12 protein-coding genes and 1 tRNA gene are annotated in these 15,904 nt (G+C 49.6%); 2 read left to right on the forward strand and 11 right to left on the reverse strand.

Annotation, left to right across the window (positions count from 1 at the left end):
* Positions 1–2,410: 2,410 nt before the first annotated feature.
* Complete coding sequence (locus tag MCB1EB_RS07115) at positions 2,411–2,740, reverse strand: hypothetical protein (RefSeq protein WP_045361778.1); 330 nt, start codon at positions 2,738–2,740, stop codon at positions 2,411–2,413.
* 95 nt (positions 2,741–2,835) lie between these two features.
* Between MCB1EB_RS07115 and MCB1EB_RS12525 the strand changes: the two genes are divergently transcribed.
* Positions 2,836–2,958, forward strand: a complete 123-nt coding sequence (locus tag MCB1EB_RS12525) for a site-specific integrase (RefSeq protein ID WP_269471760.1) — start codon at positions 2,836–2,838, stop codon at positions 2,956–2,958.
* Positions 2,959–3,134: 176 nt separating this feature from the next.
* Here MCB1EB_RS12525 and MCB1EB_RS07125 read toward each other — a convergent pair.
* From MCB1EB_RS07125 to rimP, 10 genes are all read right to left on the reverse strand, one after another.
* Positions 3,135–3,221, reverse strand: a tRNA-Leu gene (locus MCB1EB_RS07125).
* Positions 3,222–3,258: 37 nt separating this feature from the next.
* Entirely contained in the window at positions 3,259–3,783 is a 525-nt protein-coding gene (locus MCB1EB_RS07130) for a carboxymuconolactone decarboxylase family protein (RefSeq protein ID WP_045361775.1), read from the reverse strand.
* A gap of 59 nt (positions 3,784–3,842) precedes the next feature.
* Positions 3,843–4,391 carry a peroxiredoxin gene (locus MCB1EB_RS07135; protein WP_026921942.1) on the reverse strand — a complete coding sequence of 183 codons (549 nt, stop codon included), beginning with the start codon at positions 4,389–4,391 and terminating at the stop codon, positions 3,843–3,845.
* Positions 4,392–4,562: 171 nt separating this feature from the next.
* Entirely contained in the window at positions 4,563–5,942 is a 1,380-nt protein-coding gene (locus MCB1EB_RS07140) for an ATP-binding protein (protein WP_045361772.1), read from the reverse strand.
* 26 nt (positions 5,943–5,968) lie between these two features.
* Positions 5,969–6,694 (reverse strand): osmolarity response regulator transcription factor OmpR, encoded by a 726-nt coding sequence (gene ompR / locus MCB1EB_RS07145; RefSeq protein ID WP_026921943.1) that lies wholly within the window; start codon positions 6,692–6,694, stop codon positions 5,969–5,971.
* Positions 6,695–7,155: 461 nt separating this feature from the next.
* Positions 7,156–8,142: a tRNA pseudouridine(55) synthase TruB gene (gene truB / locus MCB1EB_RS07150; protein ID WP_045365395.1), complete on the reverse strand. Its 987-nt coding sequence runs from the start codon at positions 8,140–8,142 to the stop codon at positions 7,156–7,158.
* Between the two features lie 41 nt (positions 8,143–8,183).
* The gene (gene rbfA / locus MCB1EB_RS07155) at positions 8,184–8,552 is read right to left on the reverse strand and encodes a 30S ribosome-binding factor RbfA (protein ID WP_045361766.1); all 369 of its coding nucleotides are present in this window, start codon (positions 8,550–8,552) and stop codon (positions 8,184–8,186) included.
* 14 nt (positions 8,553–8,566) lie between these two features.
* The gene (gene infB, locus MCB1EB_RS07160) at positions 8,567–11,494 is read right to left on the reverse strand and encodes a translation initiation factor IF-2 (RefSeq protein WP_045361764.1); all 2,928 of its coding nucleotides are present in this window, start codon (positions 11,492–11,494) and stop codon (positions 8,567–8,569) included.
* Between the two features lie 98 nt (positions 11,495–11,592).
* Positions 11,593–13,068: a transcription termination factor NusA gene (gene nusA, locus MCB1EB_RS07165; protein WP_026921948.1), complete on the reverse strand. Its 1,476-nt coding sequence runs from the start codon at positions 13,066–13,068 to the stop codon at positions 11,593–11,595.
* Positions 13,069–13,080: 12 nt separating this feature from the next.
* Entirely contained in the window at positions 13,081–13,515 is a 435-nt protein-coding gene (gene rimP / locus MCB1EB_RS07170; RefSeq protein ID WP_045361761.1) for a ribosome maturation factor RimP, read from the reverse strand.
* A 389-nt stretch (positions 13,516–13,904) separates the two neighbouring features.
* Between rimP and thiC the strand changes: the two genes are divergently transcribed.
* Positions 13,905–15,857 carry a phosphomethylpyrimidine synthase ThiC gene (thiC, locus tag MCB1EB_RS07175; RefSeq protein WP_045361759.1) on the forward strand — a complete coding sequence of 651 codons (1,953 nt, stop codon included), beginning with the start codon at positions 13,905–13,907 and terminating at the stop codon, positions 15,855–15,857.
* Positions 15,858–15,904 lie beyond the last annotated feature (47 nt).

Below are 15,904 nucleotides of genomic sequence, written 5' to 3' on the forward strand. Positions count from 1 at the left end.
TCGATGACCCTAAATCCGGGAAGTTTTCCAGCTCTTCCCACACCGCGCGCGCCACTAAATAGTCCTGGATCGATTTATGAATAAAGCGATATTGTTGCTGCTGGCGAGTCAACAAAGCGCTAAAACGCAGTAAGTTCTTTTCCTCAGCCTTATTGCTCAGAAATATCTCATATCGTTTATCCTGCGACATTCCTCTGCGAGCGACCGCTGAATATTCCGCCACTGTGGTTTTAGCTTCAGACAGGGCTAACGCAAAGTCGGTATTAAATGTTTGACTATGTTCAATAAAGCTTTCGTCTTTTAAACTGCGCAAAGCCTTCTGTTCCGCTTCCGTCAATTTAGACTGAATCGCATCTAAACGCGCCAGAGAACGCTCAAACCACGTGTGCACGAACTGCTCATAGAGTTTGATACGAGTTAACGCCCATTGACCGGGCCGAGTTTCGTCTAACGTCGGTAACACGCTTAAGGCCATTTTGAGCAAAAAGGGTGTACCCAATAGCTCTTTGACATTGGGAATACGCGCTAACGTGTCTTGATAGGCTTCAGCGCTCCACTGAGCCTGTGTATATTTAACGTACTGATGAATATAGGTTTCGATCGACTGTTCTGAAAACGGCGCGAGCTGATACTCCAGCAGCACACGTGACCGCCCTCGCGGTTGCAGATGGTTTTTATAGCCGTCCGTTAAATACTCGGGCCGGCAACTCAGTAGGATTTTTGCTTGCCATTGATCAAGTTTTTCATCCGCATATAAATTCCTCTGTTCCGCAGGTATTTCATCATAGCCATCTAAGATTAAAATAAAGCTTTGGCTTGCCCGCAATGCGTCGATCTGCTCTGGCGAAAAACCGCATTTATCCGATAAATACTGGCCGATCAAGTTCTTGTTGGGCCTATCTATCGTCGGTAAAGAAATATATAGCGGGAGCGGTCGCTCGCCTGAAGCAGCACTATAGTCTCGCCATAAGCGGCGTGCTAAATGGCGATTAAAAGTCGATTTACCTGACCCCGCTTCACCGCGCAACAACAGCACCTGAGTTTTCTGTCCAGAAGCACTGGCTTGCGTTAAAAAGGCGGTTACCGCTTCGTCTAAATCAAAAAGCGTCTTTCTATCCGCAACAGTCGTCGCCTGTGGGGCGACATACATCGCTAGCCCATCCTGAATCTCTCCCGGCTCTTCCCATGCGATGAAATATTCTGCCTCGATATTCTGGCCTAGGATGGCCAGAGGTTCTTTCTTCGAGCGTAGCTCTAGCGCTTGCTGCTCTTTAACACGATCGAGATAGGCGGTTTTTAATTCTCCAACGGACGTATGGATTTCTTGGATGTGCGGCAGAAGCTCTGGATTCGCTGAGTAGTAATGCACATTGACCGTATTATTTTTGCCCTGGACCGGAGCATTAATCGTACCTTGGCAGTTTTGTACAACAAGCTTTCCTTCGGTACCCGCTTGAATAGAAAAGGGCAGAGAGTCGGACGAAAAACTAGGCCGATGCGCTGCAGATGCCGAATTGTTTGTGGGGGATAGAAATCCACCTGGACTAGCTTTTTGTTTAGTCCCATTTTCTTTAACTAATTGAGCCGTTTCTTGAAGCACTTTCTCTGATTGCGTACTTTGCCTCTGAGCACGTAAAAATCGGCTGTGCTGAGAATTAACAGTCCTCAACAAATCTTGCGCTTTGGGATGCTTCGGCTCTAACTTATGGGCTTCATCCGCGTATTCTTGGGCTTGCTGATAGGCATCTTTAGCCTCAGTGGTGCGATGCTGCCTTTCCAGCAAGTCAGCATAATCAAGAGAAATAACCGCCAAGGTTCGATATACTTTTGATTTTTTAGGGTTGATCCGCTGTGCTTCTTGGCCCATCGCCAGCGCTTGCCGGAATTGCTCTTCCGCTTTAGTCTCATTCCCTTGCTTTTGATACGCTAGCGCTTGCTGATGATAATCATCGGCCACTTTTCGGGTCGCTGTGGTACTCCTAAATGTGTTCCCGAGCGCACGTCCTATGTGTTCCATTTCTTTTCCTTAGCTTATTTTTCTTAGGAGGGAGTGTAGCAAAAGACTTTTTGCGCTAAGTGTCATCTTAAGTGCAGTGTAGTGAAACGCCCACACGCTGAGACGAGCTCGCTTTTTTTCACCATGCGTAAAATTTTGGGGGGAGGCCTTATCTGTTGGTTAGCAACAGTACGTTAGTTAATGTCGGTTTGAATGCCCCATAAGTTGCAGTTACTTCGGGTCGAAAATCATGTTGATTGTAGGTTGACACGTTATCAATTGCAGGGTGTTACAGCTCTATGGTAACTCTTTGTGTGTATTCTGTAACTGCCGATAAAAGGCTCTTAGTCCAAGTGCCTGCTCTCGCCACTGCCAACAGACACTGGCGTTATAAGCGTTGACTTCAGTCTTAAATTAGCTATCTGCGCGAAACTTCAAGTTGGGTAGCAATTTATTGCAGGCATCAGATAATTGGCGAGAAACAGTATCGACTCCTTCACGTCCTACTTCATTAGGAATATTTTTTTCAATCGGGTCTAAAGCCTGATGATAGGCGGCACGGTTAAGGTCCTCCACAGCGCGTCGGCGAGCCGACGTAATCGCATCGCCCACTATGAGCACGCTGGTTAATTTGTCTTCAATCCTCTGGGCCGTACCGCCCATAATCTGCCCTGGCGTAGGGGTGATACCTTCTTCAAGCAATACCTTCACATTCTTATTTGTGGAAACGCGCAAAAAGCCCATACCTTTTTACTTGAAAGTAACGCTGTGTTTCACCATCCGACTACTAATGAACGCCGGGAGGGCGACCACCAAATAGGCGTATTTGGCAAACCGCTATGCGACGCTCTGGGGTACGTTATCGTCATCTTTATCAGACGCGACATACCTATGCTTCGATGATGCTATCCGCTGGCGAGCATCCAATGTGGGTAACTAAGCAGATGGGGCATTTGGATTAGACAATGATCGTCCGTCGCTATGGCCGCTAAATGCTTTCAGCAGATGAGAAAGCGGGAGAAAAAGCCATTGAATTTTCCGGCCGAAAAATGTTGTCATTCCGATCCGAAATCGGGGGAAATCAGGGGTAAAAAATGACTTCCACAAAAACGTAATTTGTTGATTTATAATGATTTTATGGTGCGAGGGGCGGGACTCGAACCCGCACACCATTGCTGGCGTCAGGACCTAAACCTGGTGCGTCTACCAATTTCGCCACCCTCGCGTACTACGTTACGGCTAAGCTAGTTATTGTAACTGATTCATCCCTGCTCCGCTACTATCACTAGAGCCGCTGCCTGGATTACCGCTGCAATTCTTCCGACATCCCGCAATTGCGCAGTGCTCATGCCTTCTTTAATCAGCGTATCAAAGTGCGCTTTGACGCAAAAGTGGCATTTTCCGACAATTGATGCGGCTAGTGCATACATTTCAAAACGCCGCTTATCTACGCCACCATGCTGTGCATAAGCATTCATTCTCAGCCCTGCCGGTTGCCCCTTTAGCTCTGGGCTGTCAGCCATCTCTAAATAAGGGTACCAAGTATTATTCATGCCCATTAAGGCGGCAGCGGTTAAGGCGCCATTTTGCTCTGCGGCGGGTAATTGACCCGAGTGTTTGATGATGTCCACGATTTTGCTGCTTTTTGCCGCAAACGCAGCCGCTAATGCTACGCTAATTGCGTCGCTACCTTCCAGTGAAGAGCGAGCGATCGTGCCATCAATATTTAAACGAATATCTTTCGCGTAATCAGGAATCAAGTCCTTGATTGCATTTAAAAATTCCATTGGATAACCTTCACTAGTTAAAAAAAGCCCGCAGCCACGAGCTTTTTTGTAAGTTCACGTTACAGGGTTGAGCCACCGATGGTCCGATTGCATGGGCAAAGCTCATCCGTTTGCAAACCATCCAAAATGCGCAAGATTTCCTGTGGGTTACGACCGACGTTCAGGTTGTTGACTGAGACATGCTGAATCACATTGTCTGGGTCTACAATGAATGTTGCACGCAGCGCTACGCCAGCTTCACGGTCGCGAATGCCAAGCTGATCGATCAATTCGCCTCTCACATCGCCAAACGCGTAGTGGTTGAGTTTATCTAGGTCTTTGTGCTCCCGCCGCCAGGCTAGTTTGACAAATTCGTTGTCGACGCTGCCCCCCAACAAAACCGCGTCACGATCGGCGAAATCTTTAGCCAACGTACCAAATTCAACAATCTCGGTTGGGCAAACGAAAGTGAAATCTTTTGGATAAAAATAAATAATTTTCCACTTACCCGGAAAAGATTGTTCAGTGATGGTTTCAAATGCTGATTGCCCATTTTCTTCATGGTGGTTGAAACCAGGCTTAGCAGCAGCGACGGAAAATGCTTCGAGTTTGTCACCAACTGTTTTCATATAGATACTCCTGTGCGTGGGTTGGAAATACATTGGAACCTAAAGTGACTTAAGCAACTAGTCTCAAGTTTAAACCTATTAATTATAAAATCCAATAGTATTTAACTAAATAGCCAAGTAATTTTAGTAATTAGAGGAGATTTTCCATGGAAGGCAGCCATGAAGATTAATTTACTCTACCCCGCTTCCGTTCGCAGCGGGGTTGGTTAAACGCGAGGCAGGAAAAGTGAGAGTGACTTCAAGCCCGGGCCCCGGCTCACGATTTTGGAGCCGTAGCACGCCATGATGGCGGCTGACTAAACGTAACACAATTGCCATCCCTAAGCCGGTGCCATCAGCCTGACTACGCGCAGTATCCACTCGGTAAAATGGGCGGGTAACCAGTTCCAGTTGATCGGCGGGAATGCCTGGCCCATGGTCAAGCACGGTTAATTGAATCTGCCCATGCTGGATGCGGGTAATGAGTGAAATATGCGCAATCCGGTCGGTTTCGCTACGCCCATATTTGCGCGCATTTTCCAATAAATTGGTTAAGATACGGCGCATATCAAGTAAATCCGCTTCAATGATCGCGGTATCGGCTAAGTCGACCGTGATCTCTACATCCTTTTCGAAGGCAAGACGAGTTGCTGCGTCACGTACCAGGCGCGATAGATCAACCGATACGGTTATGCGCTGAGCTTGACGAGCATAATCGAGAAAACGACCGATGATGTGATCCATTTGTTCTATATCATCGACCATCGCACGTTTGATGGTGTCATCGGATGGACTCATTTCGATTTCAAGCCGCAAACGCGCAAGGGGTGTACGCAAGTCATGCGAAATGCCAGCCAGCATGAGAGCTCGATCCGCTTCGACCTGCTCAAGATCGCGCACCATCTGGTTAAAACTACGGTTGGTTGCCGCCGCCACGCCTAGGCCACGCTCTGGCAATGGTTTAGGCGTTTGCCCGGAACCGACCTGGCGCGCTGCCGTTGCTAAACGCGCAATCGGGCGGTTCACTAGATTCGTAATTAACGCAGCGCCCAATAATGACGCAGCGAGCGCAAAAACGCTCCACCCTAGCCACTGCAAACCCGATACGCTATCCAGTCGTTCTCGCTCAAGAGCAATCCAGTAATTATCGTCATCGATCTTAAAGCTGATCCATACTGCGGGGATGCGATTGACTGATTGAGCAATAATCACATCTCGCCCTAGACGCCGACGGACTTCCGTTTCTATCAGTCGGTATAGCGTTTGGTCTGGCTGAGCTTTGTATTGATCGGTCAATTCGCGTGGATAGACTCTGACGCCTTCGTTACTTTCTAAGTCTTGCAATAAGGCGCGGCGCAAATCAGGATCTGAATAGAGTAAAGCCGCGCGGGTTAATTTAACCACCGAGACCAACTGCAATGCAGTGCGCTGTGCGCGCGGCTCACGTTCAATCATACGAAAGATCTGAAACCACGCCGCAACACTTAGCGCTATCAGAAGCGCAATTAAAAGAAAAGTACGCCAGAAAAGCCCGCCGAAGGCAAGCGCTATCAAGTGTCGATTAATTCGCATACGCCTAGCCTTATCGCTCTAATCAATCATGCCGCCCCATTCGGAATGAAAACATAGCCTAGACCCCATACGGTCTGGATAAAGCGAGGGCTGCTCGGATCAGGTTCAATCAGCTTGCGCAAACGCGAGATTTGTACATCTAAGCTGCGATCAAAGACCTCATATTCTCGACCACGCGCCAATTCCATCAGTTTCTCGCGCGATAATGGATGGCGCGGGTGACGGGCGAATACTTTAAGTACCGAAAATTCCCCGGTAGTCAGGGGAATTTCTCGATTATTTTTGCTAAGGGTGCGGGTTGCCAGGTTTAAAGAAAAATCTCCGAACTGAAACATTTCACTCGTTTCAGAGGGTGCGCCAGGCAATTCCGATGGCGCTTGGCGCCGCAGCACTGCATGAATGCGCGCGACTAGTTCGCGTGGATTAAATGGTTTAGGCAGATAATCGTCCGCACCCATTTCAAGGCCAACAATGCGATCAATATCTTCACCTTTGGCGGTGAGCATGATGATAGGGGTACGCTCATCGCTGCCTCTAAAGCGCCGGCAAATCGATAAGCCATCTTCACCCGGCAACATCAAATCAAGCACCAATAAATCAAAGCGTTCGCGCATCCAAAGTTTATTCATCGCGGTCGCATTTTCAGCAACATAGACATTAAAGCCTTGTTCGCCAAGATAACGGCGCAGTAAATCACGTAGCCGTGGGTCGTCGTCCACTACCAGTATTTTCGGTGGGTTTTTGTTTTCCATAGCTATATTCTATTGTGAATCGAAATTAATTTGTTTTAAACGTTCAACAACTGATAACAAAGGCATTACAAAAGATTACAAAAATTGTGCGGCTCAAGTCGCGAACATTAGAGTACCACGCGTACACTTTAGTGGATTGAGATGAGTCAATAAGGATGAGAAATTATGCTTCGCTGGTTGAACAGAAGTTGGCTTAGCATCGCGCTTTTTAGCTATATATGCACTGCCTATGCGACCAATTTGCCTTGCCAGCCAGACTTTAACGGCGTACCCCGCAACAGTCGCGATTGTAGTTCGCCCACGACAACCGTAAACTCAATCCAGCAGCCTTCTTTACCTAATTCTCATGAACCTCGCGATAAAAATGTAATGAATCTTGAAGAGCGTCGCCTCCTCCGGCAACATATTGAAAGCGCCGCGCGCGAAATATACAAACGTTGACTCCCCCTTTTAAGATTGATTTATTGATTTGCTATCAATCTTTCTGGCGCCAAAATCTTTTCGGTTAAACGCGCGGTCCCTAAAAATTGAGAAGTTTCGTCATACACCCGCACCAACGCAGCGGTAACCGGCGCGGGTAAATTGCTGTGCGTTGACTCTGACACTAACTCAGTGGGTAAGCGCTGTCCTTGCTTAAAGCGGTGCGCGAGCGCAGGTGTAAGCTGTATCGTTGAATAGGTAGAGAGCAAAGTGTCGGTAGGCTGCAAATAAGCTAGGCGTGCGGCATGATCAGTGCTTGTAAGCGCCTCGAGAGAGATCGCATCAGCAAGCTTTAATAAGCCTACGCCGGTACGACGCAGTGCGCCTAAATAGGCCCCACAGCCGAGTGCTTCGCCAATATCTTGCGCTAATACGCGGATATAGGTTCCTTTGCTACACTGCACGCGTATTTGCAGTGTCCCGGTCGCCATCGCTAATGGATCGGTTTGAGCTTGCACCGGTAGCGTGCAACTGATGAGTTCAAGCTTTTCAATCGTCACGGGACGCGCCGCCCGCTCAAGCGTCAAGCCAGCGCGCGCATATTCATAGAGAGGCTTGCCATCACGTTTCAGCGCTGAGTACATGGGCGGGATTTGCCATATTTCACCACGAAAGCGAGCCAACGCTTCATGCACGGCTTTTAGCTCGCATTTGACAGGCCGGCTCTGGATGATTTCACCCTCTGCATCCGCAGTTGTCGTACACGCGCCAAGTACTACAGTCGCCTCATAGGCTTTACTTGCGTTCAGTAAATCATTGGAGAATTTTGTGGCTTCTCCGAAACAAAGCGGTAACAGGCCAGATGCGAGGGGATCAAGGGTGCCGGTGTGTCCGGCTTTTTTAGCTAAGAGTAAGCGCTTAGCACGGACCAAGGCCTCATTGCTCGAGAGGCCCAGGGGTTTATCGAGCAGTAGCACGCCATCCAGAGCGTGTCGGGCCGGCTTGCTTGGCTGAATAGGAAGCGCCATAACTGGGTTGAATTGATAGTGTTGATTTACTATCAAACGCATTAATCCTTCGCGCGCACTGCATTCGCTTGATCAATTAATTGCGAGAGCTCAACCGCTTTTTCAAGTGTCTCATCAAAGATAAAATGAAGTGTAGGCACTGTATGGATATGTAAACGTTTGAATAACAAATTACGCAAATGACCCGCCGCATGGTTCAAGGCTGTACGCGACACTTGCGGGTCCCCTGAGAGCGTGGTGAACCATACTTTGGCATGTGCATAGTCAGGCGTTAGCTCTACGCTTTGTAGCGTGACAAAACCAATGCGCGGGTCTTTCACTTCGCCCCGCGTAATCATTTCAGATAAATCTCGCTGGATTTGATCTGCGATGCGGTTGATGCGCTCAGGGGTACTGCGTTTTTTAGGCATAGTGTAGGTGGCTCTTATAACGTACGTGCAACTTCAGTAATCTCGAAGACTTCCAGTTGATCGCCTTCGACAATATCATTAAAGTTCTTCACGGAAAGACCACATTCAAAGCCAGTCTTCACTTCGCGCACGTCATCTTTGAAGCGTTTAAGCGATTCAAGCTCACCCGTGTGAATCACCACATTAGCACGCAATACACGTACTTGAGATGAGCGTTTGACCGACCCTTCAAGCACCATGCAACCTGCGACCGCACCAATCTTAGGCACGCGAAATACTTGCCGCACATCGATAAGACCGGTAATCACTTCTTTTTTCTCTGGCGCAAGCATGCCCGACATGGCTGCTTTTATTTCATCCACCGCGTCATAAATGATATTGTAGTATCGAATATCAATGCCGTTGGTTTCGGCGAGTTTGCGCGCTTGCGCATCCGCCCGCGTATTAAATCCGACCACCACGGCTTTCGACGCAGTGGCAAGATTTACATCCGATTCACTGATCCCCCCGACAGCGGCGTGTACAACTTGGACCCGCACCTCATCTGTAGAGAGTTTTGTCAGCGCATGCATCAGCGCTTCTTGCGAACCTTGCACATCCGCCTTAATGATCAAGGACAAGTTTTGCACTTCCCCTTCAGCCATTTGATCAAACATGCTTTCAAGCTTCGCGGCTTGTTGTTTAGCGAGTTTCACATCACGGAACTTGCCTTGACGGAACAGCGCAATCTCACGGGCTTTACGCTCGTCAGGCAGCACAATAACTTCTTCGCCAGCGCCAGGCACTTCGGACAACCCTTGAATTTCAACCGGAATTGAGGGGCCGGCTTGCGTCGTCGGCTTGCCATTTTCATCCAACATAGCGCGCACACGACCATAAGCCGAACCCACGAGTACAATATCTCCACTTTTTAAGGTGCCGGATTGCACTAAAATGGTTGCGACGGGCCCTCGACCCTTATCTAGCCTGGCTTCAATCACTAAACCCTTAGCTAAGGCAGAGACCGGCGCAGTCAACTCAAGCACTTCTGCTTGCAATAAAATTTGCTCGAGCAATTCATCAATGCCTTCTCCAGTTTTAGCAGAAACCCGCACAAACGGAGCATCGCCGCCGTATTCTTCAGGAACTACGCTTTGCGCAACTAACTCCTGCTTGACACGCTCTTCATTCGCGCCAGGTTTGTCGATTTTATTGATCGCTACCACCAGCGGCGCATTACCTGCTTTAGCATGAGCAATGGCTTCTTTAGTTTGCGGCATCACGCCGTCATCTGCGGCCACCACTAACACCACAATATCCGTGGCCTGCGCACCACGCGCGCGCATGGCTGTAAATGCCTCATGGCCTGGCGTATCTAAGAAGGTGATCACCCCACGCGGCGTTTCGACGTGATATGCGCCAATGTGCTGTGTAATGCCCCCAGCCTCGCCAGAAGCCACTTTAGCCCGGCGGATATAATCCAGCAATGAAGTTTTTCCGTGATCCACATGGCCCATCACGGTTACCACCGGTGGCCGCGGCAATTTCTCCGCGTCATGTGAGTCGCCGGTAATCAATAGCGCCTCAGGATCATCCAGTTTAGCCGCTAACGCAGTGTGACCCAATTCTTCGACCACAATCATTGCAGTTTCTTGGTCCAGTACTTGGTTGATTGTCACCATCTGGCCTAGCTTCATCATCACTTTAATGACTTCAGAAGCCTTGACTGACATTTTATGCGCGAGGTCCGCCACGCTAATGGTCTCAGGCACATGAATTTCGCGCACAATCGGCTCGCTCGGCGCTTGGAAAGTTGTGCGATCGTCACGATGATGCTTACGCCCGCCTTTAGGGCCGCCACGCCAACCATGGTCCATACCGCCACTCGCATCGCCGCGAGTTTTGATGCTCCGGCGCTTAGCTGCATCGTCTTGCCAAGTCGATGTCTTTGCCGGTTTCTTTTTATCGGTTGTCGCAACCGCAGTGGCTGGTTTTTTAACTTCTTTCTTAACGTCTTTTTTAACACCAGTTGCGCCTGCGGGTTTTGCAGGTTTATGCAAGGTCCCTTTGGCCGCAACCGCTGCGGGCGGCGCTGCTGCCGGTTTTACTGCAACGGCGCGCGTTACGGTGCGCGTCGTATTCATCATTTCTCGGATCGCCAGCGCCTCTGCTTCAGCCGCTGCGCGCCGGCGTTGGATTTCTGCTTCGTCAACGACGCGCGCTGGCGCTTCTTGAATAGCAGCGCCCGCTCTGCGCGCTGCTTGGCGCGACGGCTGCTCAGCCGGCACGGCAGCAGTTTGTCCTGGCGCTTTCTGCTCTGTGGCTGAAGTGGTTGACGCCACTTGGCTCACATCCTGCGTTGCCGCATCAGTTGCGTTAGGCAGTTGGGGAATGGGTGCGTTAGCTGGCGCTGCAGCTTCAGTGACAGCCTGTTTAGCAGCCTCTTCTTCAGCACGACGGCGTTCAGCTTCAAGCTCCTCTTCGCGCAGCTTGCGCTGAGCTTCTTCACGTGCAAGTTGCGCTTGGCGCTCTTGCTGTTCTTGGGCCTGACGAGCAAATAACTCAGCTTGCCGGCGCGCCTCTTCCTCGCGGCGAAGTTCCAACTCGGCTTTATCCGCTTCCGCGGTCTCCACCGGAGCTGTTTCGCTCACGCCGACAGTTTCATCGCGCTTAACAAAGACGCGTTTTTTACGCACTTCAACTTGAATGGTGCGAGCCTTGCCCGTTGCATCAGATTGCCTGATTTCCGATACTTGTTTACGCGTCAACGTGATTTTGCGTTTTTCTGTGTCATCCGCACCGTGAACCCGACGCAGGTGCTCTAATAGACGCGCCTTGTCAGCTTCCGACAATACATCATCCGTACTTTGTTTCGCAACGCCAGCCGCACGCAATTGCTCTAGCAACACGCCAGCAGACATTTTAAGTTCTGCGGCAAATTGAGCTACATTATTGCTCGCCATTCATACCTCATTCATTTCTATTTACCGCACTCTAAAACTAAAACAGTTCTTTAACGCTCTAACTTAACTTATTCGCTAAGCATGCATAACGCGAGACGTTATTGAAACCAGTGTTCGCGCGCTTTCATAATCAAAGCTTTCGCGACTTCTTCATCCATTGCCGCGATCTCAATTAACTCACTGGCATCCAGTTCCGCTAACTCATCACGCGTTTGTATCTGATGCTCAGCCAGTTTTGAAAGCAAGTCGGGACTCATGCCTTCGAGCGTTTTCAAATCAAGGGCGATATTTTCAACTTGCTCTTCGTTTGCAATCGCCATGGTGAGTAATGCATTGCGCCCTCGATTCCGCAATTCATGCACCGTAGCTTCATCAAGCTCCTCAATTTCAAGCATTTCGTTAAGCGGCACGTAGGCAACTTCTTCCAGGCTAGTAAACCCTTCATCCAACAAAATGTTGGCGACTTCTTCATCCACATCTAAACGAGCGATAAACAAATCACGCAAAGCTGAGCGCTCTTGTTCTTGCTTTTCAGCGGACTCGTCTGGCGTCATGATATTAATTTGCCAACCCGTAAGCTCGCTGGCTAAACGCACGTTCTGTCCACTCCGGCCAATCGCAGAAGCCAATTCAGTCTCATCGACAACCACATCCATTGCATGTTTTTCTTCATCCACCATGATCGACTGAACCACCGCGGGAGCCAATGCATTGATAACGAATTGAGCGGGATCTTCCGACCAAAGGACAATATCTATGTTTTCGCCGCCGATTTCATTCCGCACCGCCTGTACCCGCGAGCCTCGAATGCCGACACAAGTGCCAATTGGGTCAATCCGCTTATCATAAGCAACTACGGCAATCTTAGCGCGTATGCCAGGATCGCGCGCGGCCGATTTAATTTCCAGCAAACCCTGCTCAATTTCGGGTACTTCTATCTCGAATAATTTGACTAGAAACTCTGGTGCTGTGCGGGAGAGTTCAATCTGCGGCCCGCGGGCGACGCGGTCGATTTTAAGTAGCCAAGCTCGCACCCGATCGCCGACGCGCAGATTATCTCGTGGAATCAGTTGATCACGGCGCAGCAATGCTTCGAGGCGCCCCGACTCAACGATCAAATTGCCTTTATCGAGCCGCTTGACCGTGCCCGTCATGATGACTTCGCCGCGCTCTAGAAAGTCGTTCAGAATTTGCTCACGCTCAGCGTCACGAATTCTTTGCAAAATCACTTGCTTAGCCGCTTGCGCGCCAATCCGCCCAAAGCCAATTGATTCAATCGGCTCTTCCAGGTAATCGTCAACTTCGATCTCGGGAATTTGCTCAAGCGCTTCAAACAACAGAATCTGTTTATCAGGCTCTTGCAAGCCGGCTTCATCCGGCACCACCAACCAACGACGAAAAGTTTCGTGCGACCCGCTAGCGCGGTTGATCGCTACTCGAATCTCGACCTCTTCATTGTATAATTTCTTTGTGGCCGAAGCGAGTGCCGCTTCAAGCGCAACAAAGACCACTTCTTTATTGACGTTTTTTTCGCGGGCGAGCGCATCTACCAGCATCAATACTTCGCGACTCATTGCTTATAACTCCTAAAATTCGATCTGCGGGACAAGGCGGGCCTTATCAAGGTCAGCTAAAGTAAAATCCAGCACGGCTGGACCTTCTTTGCCTTCAAATTGCAGCTTCATCGTTTCACCTTGAGGTTGCTGCAAAACACCCCGGTATTGCTTGCGGCCAGCCAGTGCTTTTCTCAAAGTGACTACCGCTTCGCTGCCGGCAAAGCGCTCAAAATCGACTAATTTCTTTAGCGGCCGGTCTAATCCCGGCGATGACACCTCAAGGCGCTCGTAATCCACATTTTCAACCGTCAGCACCTGCTGGAGCTGGTGGCTCACTTTTTCGCAATCCTTAATTGTAATCCCTGCTGCTTGATCAATAAATATACGCAGCACGCCACGCGCGCCATACTCTATATCAACCAGTTCATAACCCAGCCCGGCGACAGTAGTTTCTATCAGTTGCATTTATTGGCTCCACACAAAGCGGCTTGAAAAATGGCTTAAGCGGCCTATGCAGCAATCCCAATTTGCTCGCCAAAAAAAAATGGGCTCAATGCCCATCTTTTTGCTAGCTACATGTCTTACTTACGTCGTGCTGAGCTTAAGCTCCCATTACGTCTATAATTCTATACTTTTTTCAGTCCAACGACAATCCACATCTAAAATTGTGGAATTAAGGCCAGGCTGAAAATGCTCGATGGCTTAGGTTTTTACACGGATAATACGGCAAAATTGTAACGCCTCCAAACCAAGTCCTTTGCGCGCCGCCTACGACGCTGTATGCTAGCGGCCTCAAACTGGATCTCGGTCCGACAAAAAACTAAGTCATACGTAACTGCTAACTGGAGTATATTGTGACAACTGCGAATGCTAAGCCAAAATTCATTTCCGCCACCGCCCATGTCGATAGCGCCGCCATTCAACCGTTGCCTAATTCCAGCAAAATTTATGTGACTGGCTCACGCGCGGATCTACGCGTGCCGATGCGCCAGATCGCGCAAGCGGATACCCCCAGTAATTTTGGCGCGGAAAAAAATCCACCGGTGTTTGTCTATGATACCTCCGGTCCATACACTGATCCACAGGCCCAGATTGATATTCGCTGTGGTCTAGAGCCATTGCGCGATAGCTGGATTCTTGACCGCGGCGATACCGAAGCTCTGCCCCACCCTATGAGCCGCTTTGGCCGCGAACGCGCAGCGGACAAAAATCACACCGAGACGCAATTCACCGGCTCCAAGCGCGCGCCGCGGCGCGCTAAAGCAGGCGCCAATGTGAGTCAAATGCACTATGCGCGGCAAGGCATCATCACCGCTGAAATGGAGTTCGTTGCACTCCGCGAAAATCAATGCCGCGCCGAATATCTAGCCAGCCTACGCGCGAGCGGACCGCAAGGCGAGCGGCTGGTGGAGCTACTCAGCCGACAACATCCTGGACAAGCTTTTGGCGCCGCGCTCTCAAGCCAGCCAGGCGCACAGCACAATGCTTATGAAATTACGCCAGAATTTGTGCGCGACGAAATCGCCCGCGGCCGAGCCATCATCCCAGCGAATATTAACCACCCCGAAATCGAGCCGATGATCATCGGCCGCAATTTCTTGGTTAAAGTTAATGCAAACATCGGCAATTCAGCTCTCGGCTCATCGATTGGCGAAGAAGTCGATAAAATGACTTGGGCCACTCGTTGGGGGGCCGATACGGTGATGGATTTATCCACCGGCAAAAATATTCATGAAACGCGTGAATGGATTCTACGCAACAGCCCCGTGCCAATTGGCACAGTACCGATTTACCAAGCGCTTGAAAAAGTCAATGGCAAAGCAGAAGACCTAACTTGGGAGATTTTTCGCGACACGTTAATTGAACAGGCTGAGCAAGGCGTGGATTACTTCACAATTCACGCTGGCGTGCTGCTGCGCTATGTGCCAATGACCGCTAAGCGCATGACTGGGATTGTGTCGCGCGGCGGCTCTATTATTGCAAAATGGTGCCTATCCCATCATCGCGAAAGTTTCATTTATGAGCATTTTGAAGAAATTTGCGAAATCATGAAAGCTTATGATGTGAGCTTTTCACTGGGCGATGGGCTACGCCCAGGCTCGATTTACGATGCCAATGACGAAGCTCAATTAGCTGAATTAAAAACGCTGGGGGAACTCACGCAAATCGCCTGGAAGCATGATGTGCAAGTCATGATTGAAGGCCCAGGCCATGTGCCGATGCAGTTAATCAAAGAAAATATGGAGTTGCAACTCGATTGGTGTCGGGAAGCACCATTTTATACACTTGGGCCGCTGACCACCGATATTGCGCCAGGTTACGATCACATTACTTCAGGCATTGGCGCCGCCATGATTGGCTGGTTTGGCACGGCGCTGCTCTGTTATGTCACGCCTAAAGAGCATTTGGGCTTGCCGAATAAAGATGACGTTAAAGAAGGCATTATCACTTATAAACTCGCCGCCCATGCAGCAGATTTGGCGAAAGGGCATCCAGGCGCACAGATTCGTGATAACGCCCTGTCAAAGGCACGCTTTGAGTTTCGTTGGGAAGATCAATTCAATCTGGGCTTAGATCCTGATAAAGCACGTGAATTTCATGATGAAACACTACCTAAAGACTCAGCCAAAGTAGCCCATTTCTGTTCCATGTGCGGACCTCATTTTTGCTCCATGAAAATCACGCAAGATGTGCGTGATTTTGCCGCCAAAACGGGGGTCTCAGCGGAACAGGCACTGGTTCAGGGACAAACTGAAAAAGCGATTGAATTCATACGCAGCGGAGCAGAAATTTATCAGCGTCAATAAATAAAATAAGGCCGTCATCAAAAATGCGACGAGCGGAATAAAACCGC

The sequence above is a fragment of the Mycoavidus cysteinexigens genome (assembly GCF_003966915.1).
GTDB classification, from domain to species: Bacteria; Pseudomonadota; Gammaproteobacteria; order Burkholderiales; family Burkholderiaceae; genus Mycoavidus; species Mycoavidus cysteinexigens.

What these genes read in the sequence shown, in the direction of transcription:
- MCB1EB_RS07115 (WP_045361778.1), bottom strand. Translation starts at nt 2,740, where the DNA reads ATGGGCTTTTTGCGCGTTTCCACAAATAAGAATGTGAAGGTATTGCTT.
- MCB1EB_RS12525 (WP_269471760.1), top strand. Translation starts at nt 2,836, where the DNA reads ATGCGACGCTCTGGGGTACGTTATCGTCATCTTTATCAGACGCGACAT.
- MCB1EB_RS07130 (WP_045361775.1), bottom strand. Translation starts at nt 3,783, where the DNA reads ATGGAATTTTTAAATGCAATCAAGGACTTGATTCCTGATTACGCGAAA.
- MCB1EB_RS07135 (WP_026921942.1), bottom strand. Translation starts at nt 4,391, where the DNA reads ATGAAAACAGTTGGTGACAAACTCGAAGCATTTTCCGTCGCTGCTGCT.
- MCB1EB_RS07140 (WP_045361772.1), bottom strand. Translation starts at nt 5,942, where the DNA reads ATGCGAATTAATCGACACTTGATAGCGCTTGCCTTCGGCGGGCTTTTC.
- ompR (WP_026921943.1), bottom strand. Translation starts at nt 6,694, where the DNA reads ATGGAAAACAAAAACCCACCGAAAATACTGGTAGTGGACGACGACCCA.
- truB (WP_045365395.1), bottom strand. Translation starts at nt 8,142, where the DNA reads ATGGCGCTTCCTATTCAGCCAAGCAAGCCGGCCCGACACGCTCTGGAT.
- rbfA (WP_045361766.1), bottom strand. Translation starts at nt 8,552, where the DNA reads ATGCCTAAAAAACGCAGTACCCCTGAGCGCATCAACCGCATCGCAGAT.
- infB (WP_045361764.1), bottom strand. Translation starts at nt 11,494, where the DNA reads ATGGCGAGCAATAATGTAGCTCAATTTGCCGCAGAACTTAAAATGTCT.
- nusA (WP_026921948.1), bottom strand. Translation starts at nt 13,068, where the DNA reads ATGAGTCGCGAAGTATTGATGCTGGTAGATGCGCTCGCCCGCGAAAAA.
- rimP (WP_045361761.1), bottom strand. Translation starts at nt 13,515, where the DNA reads ATGCAACTGATAGAAACTACTGTCGCCGGGCTGGGTTATGAACTGGTT.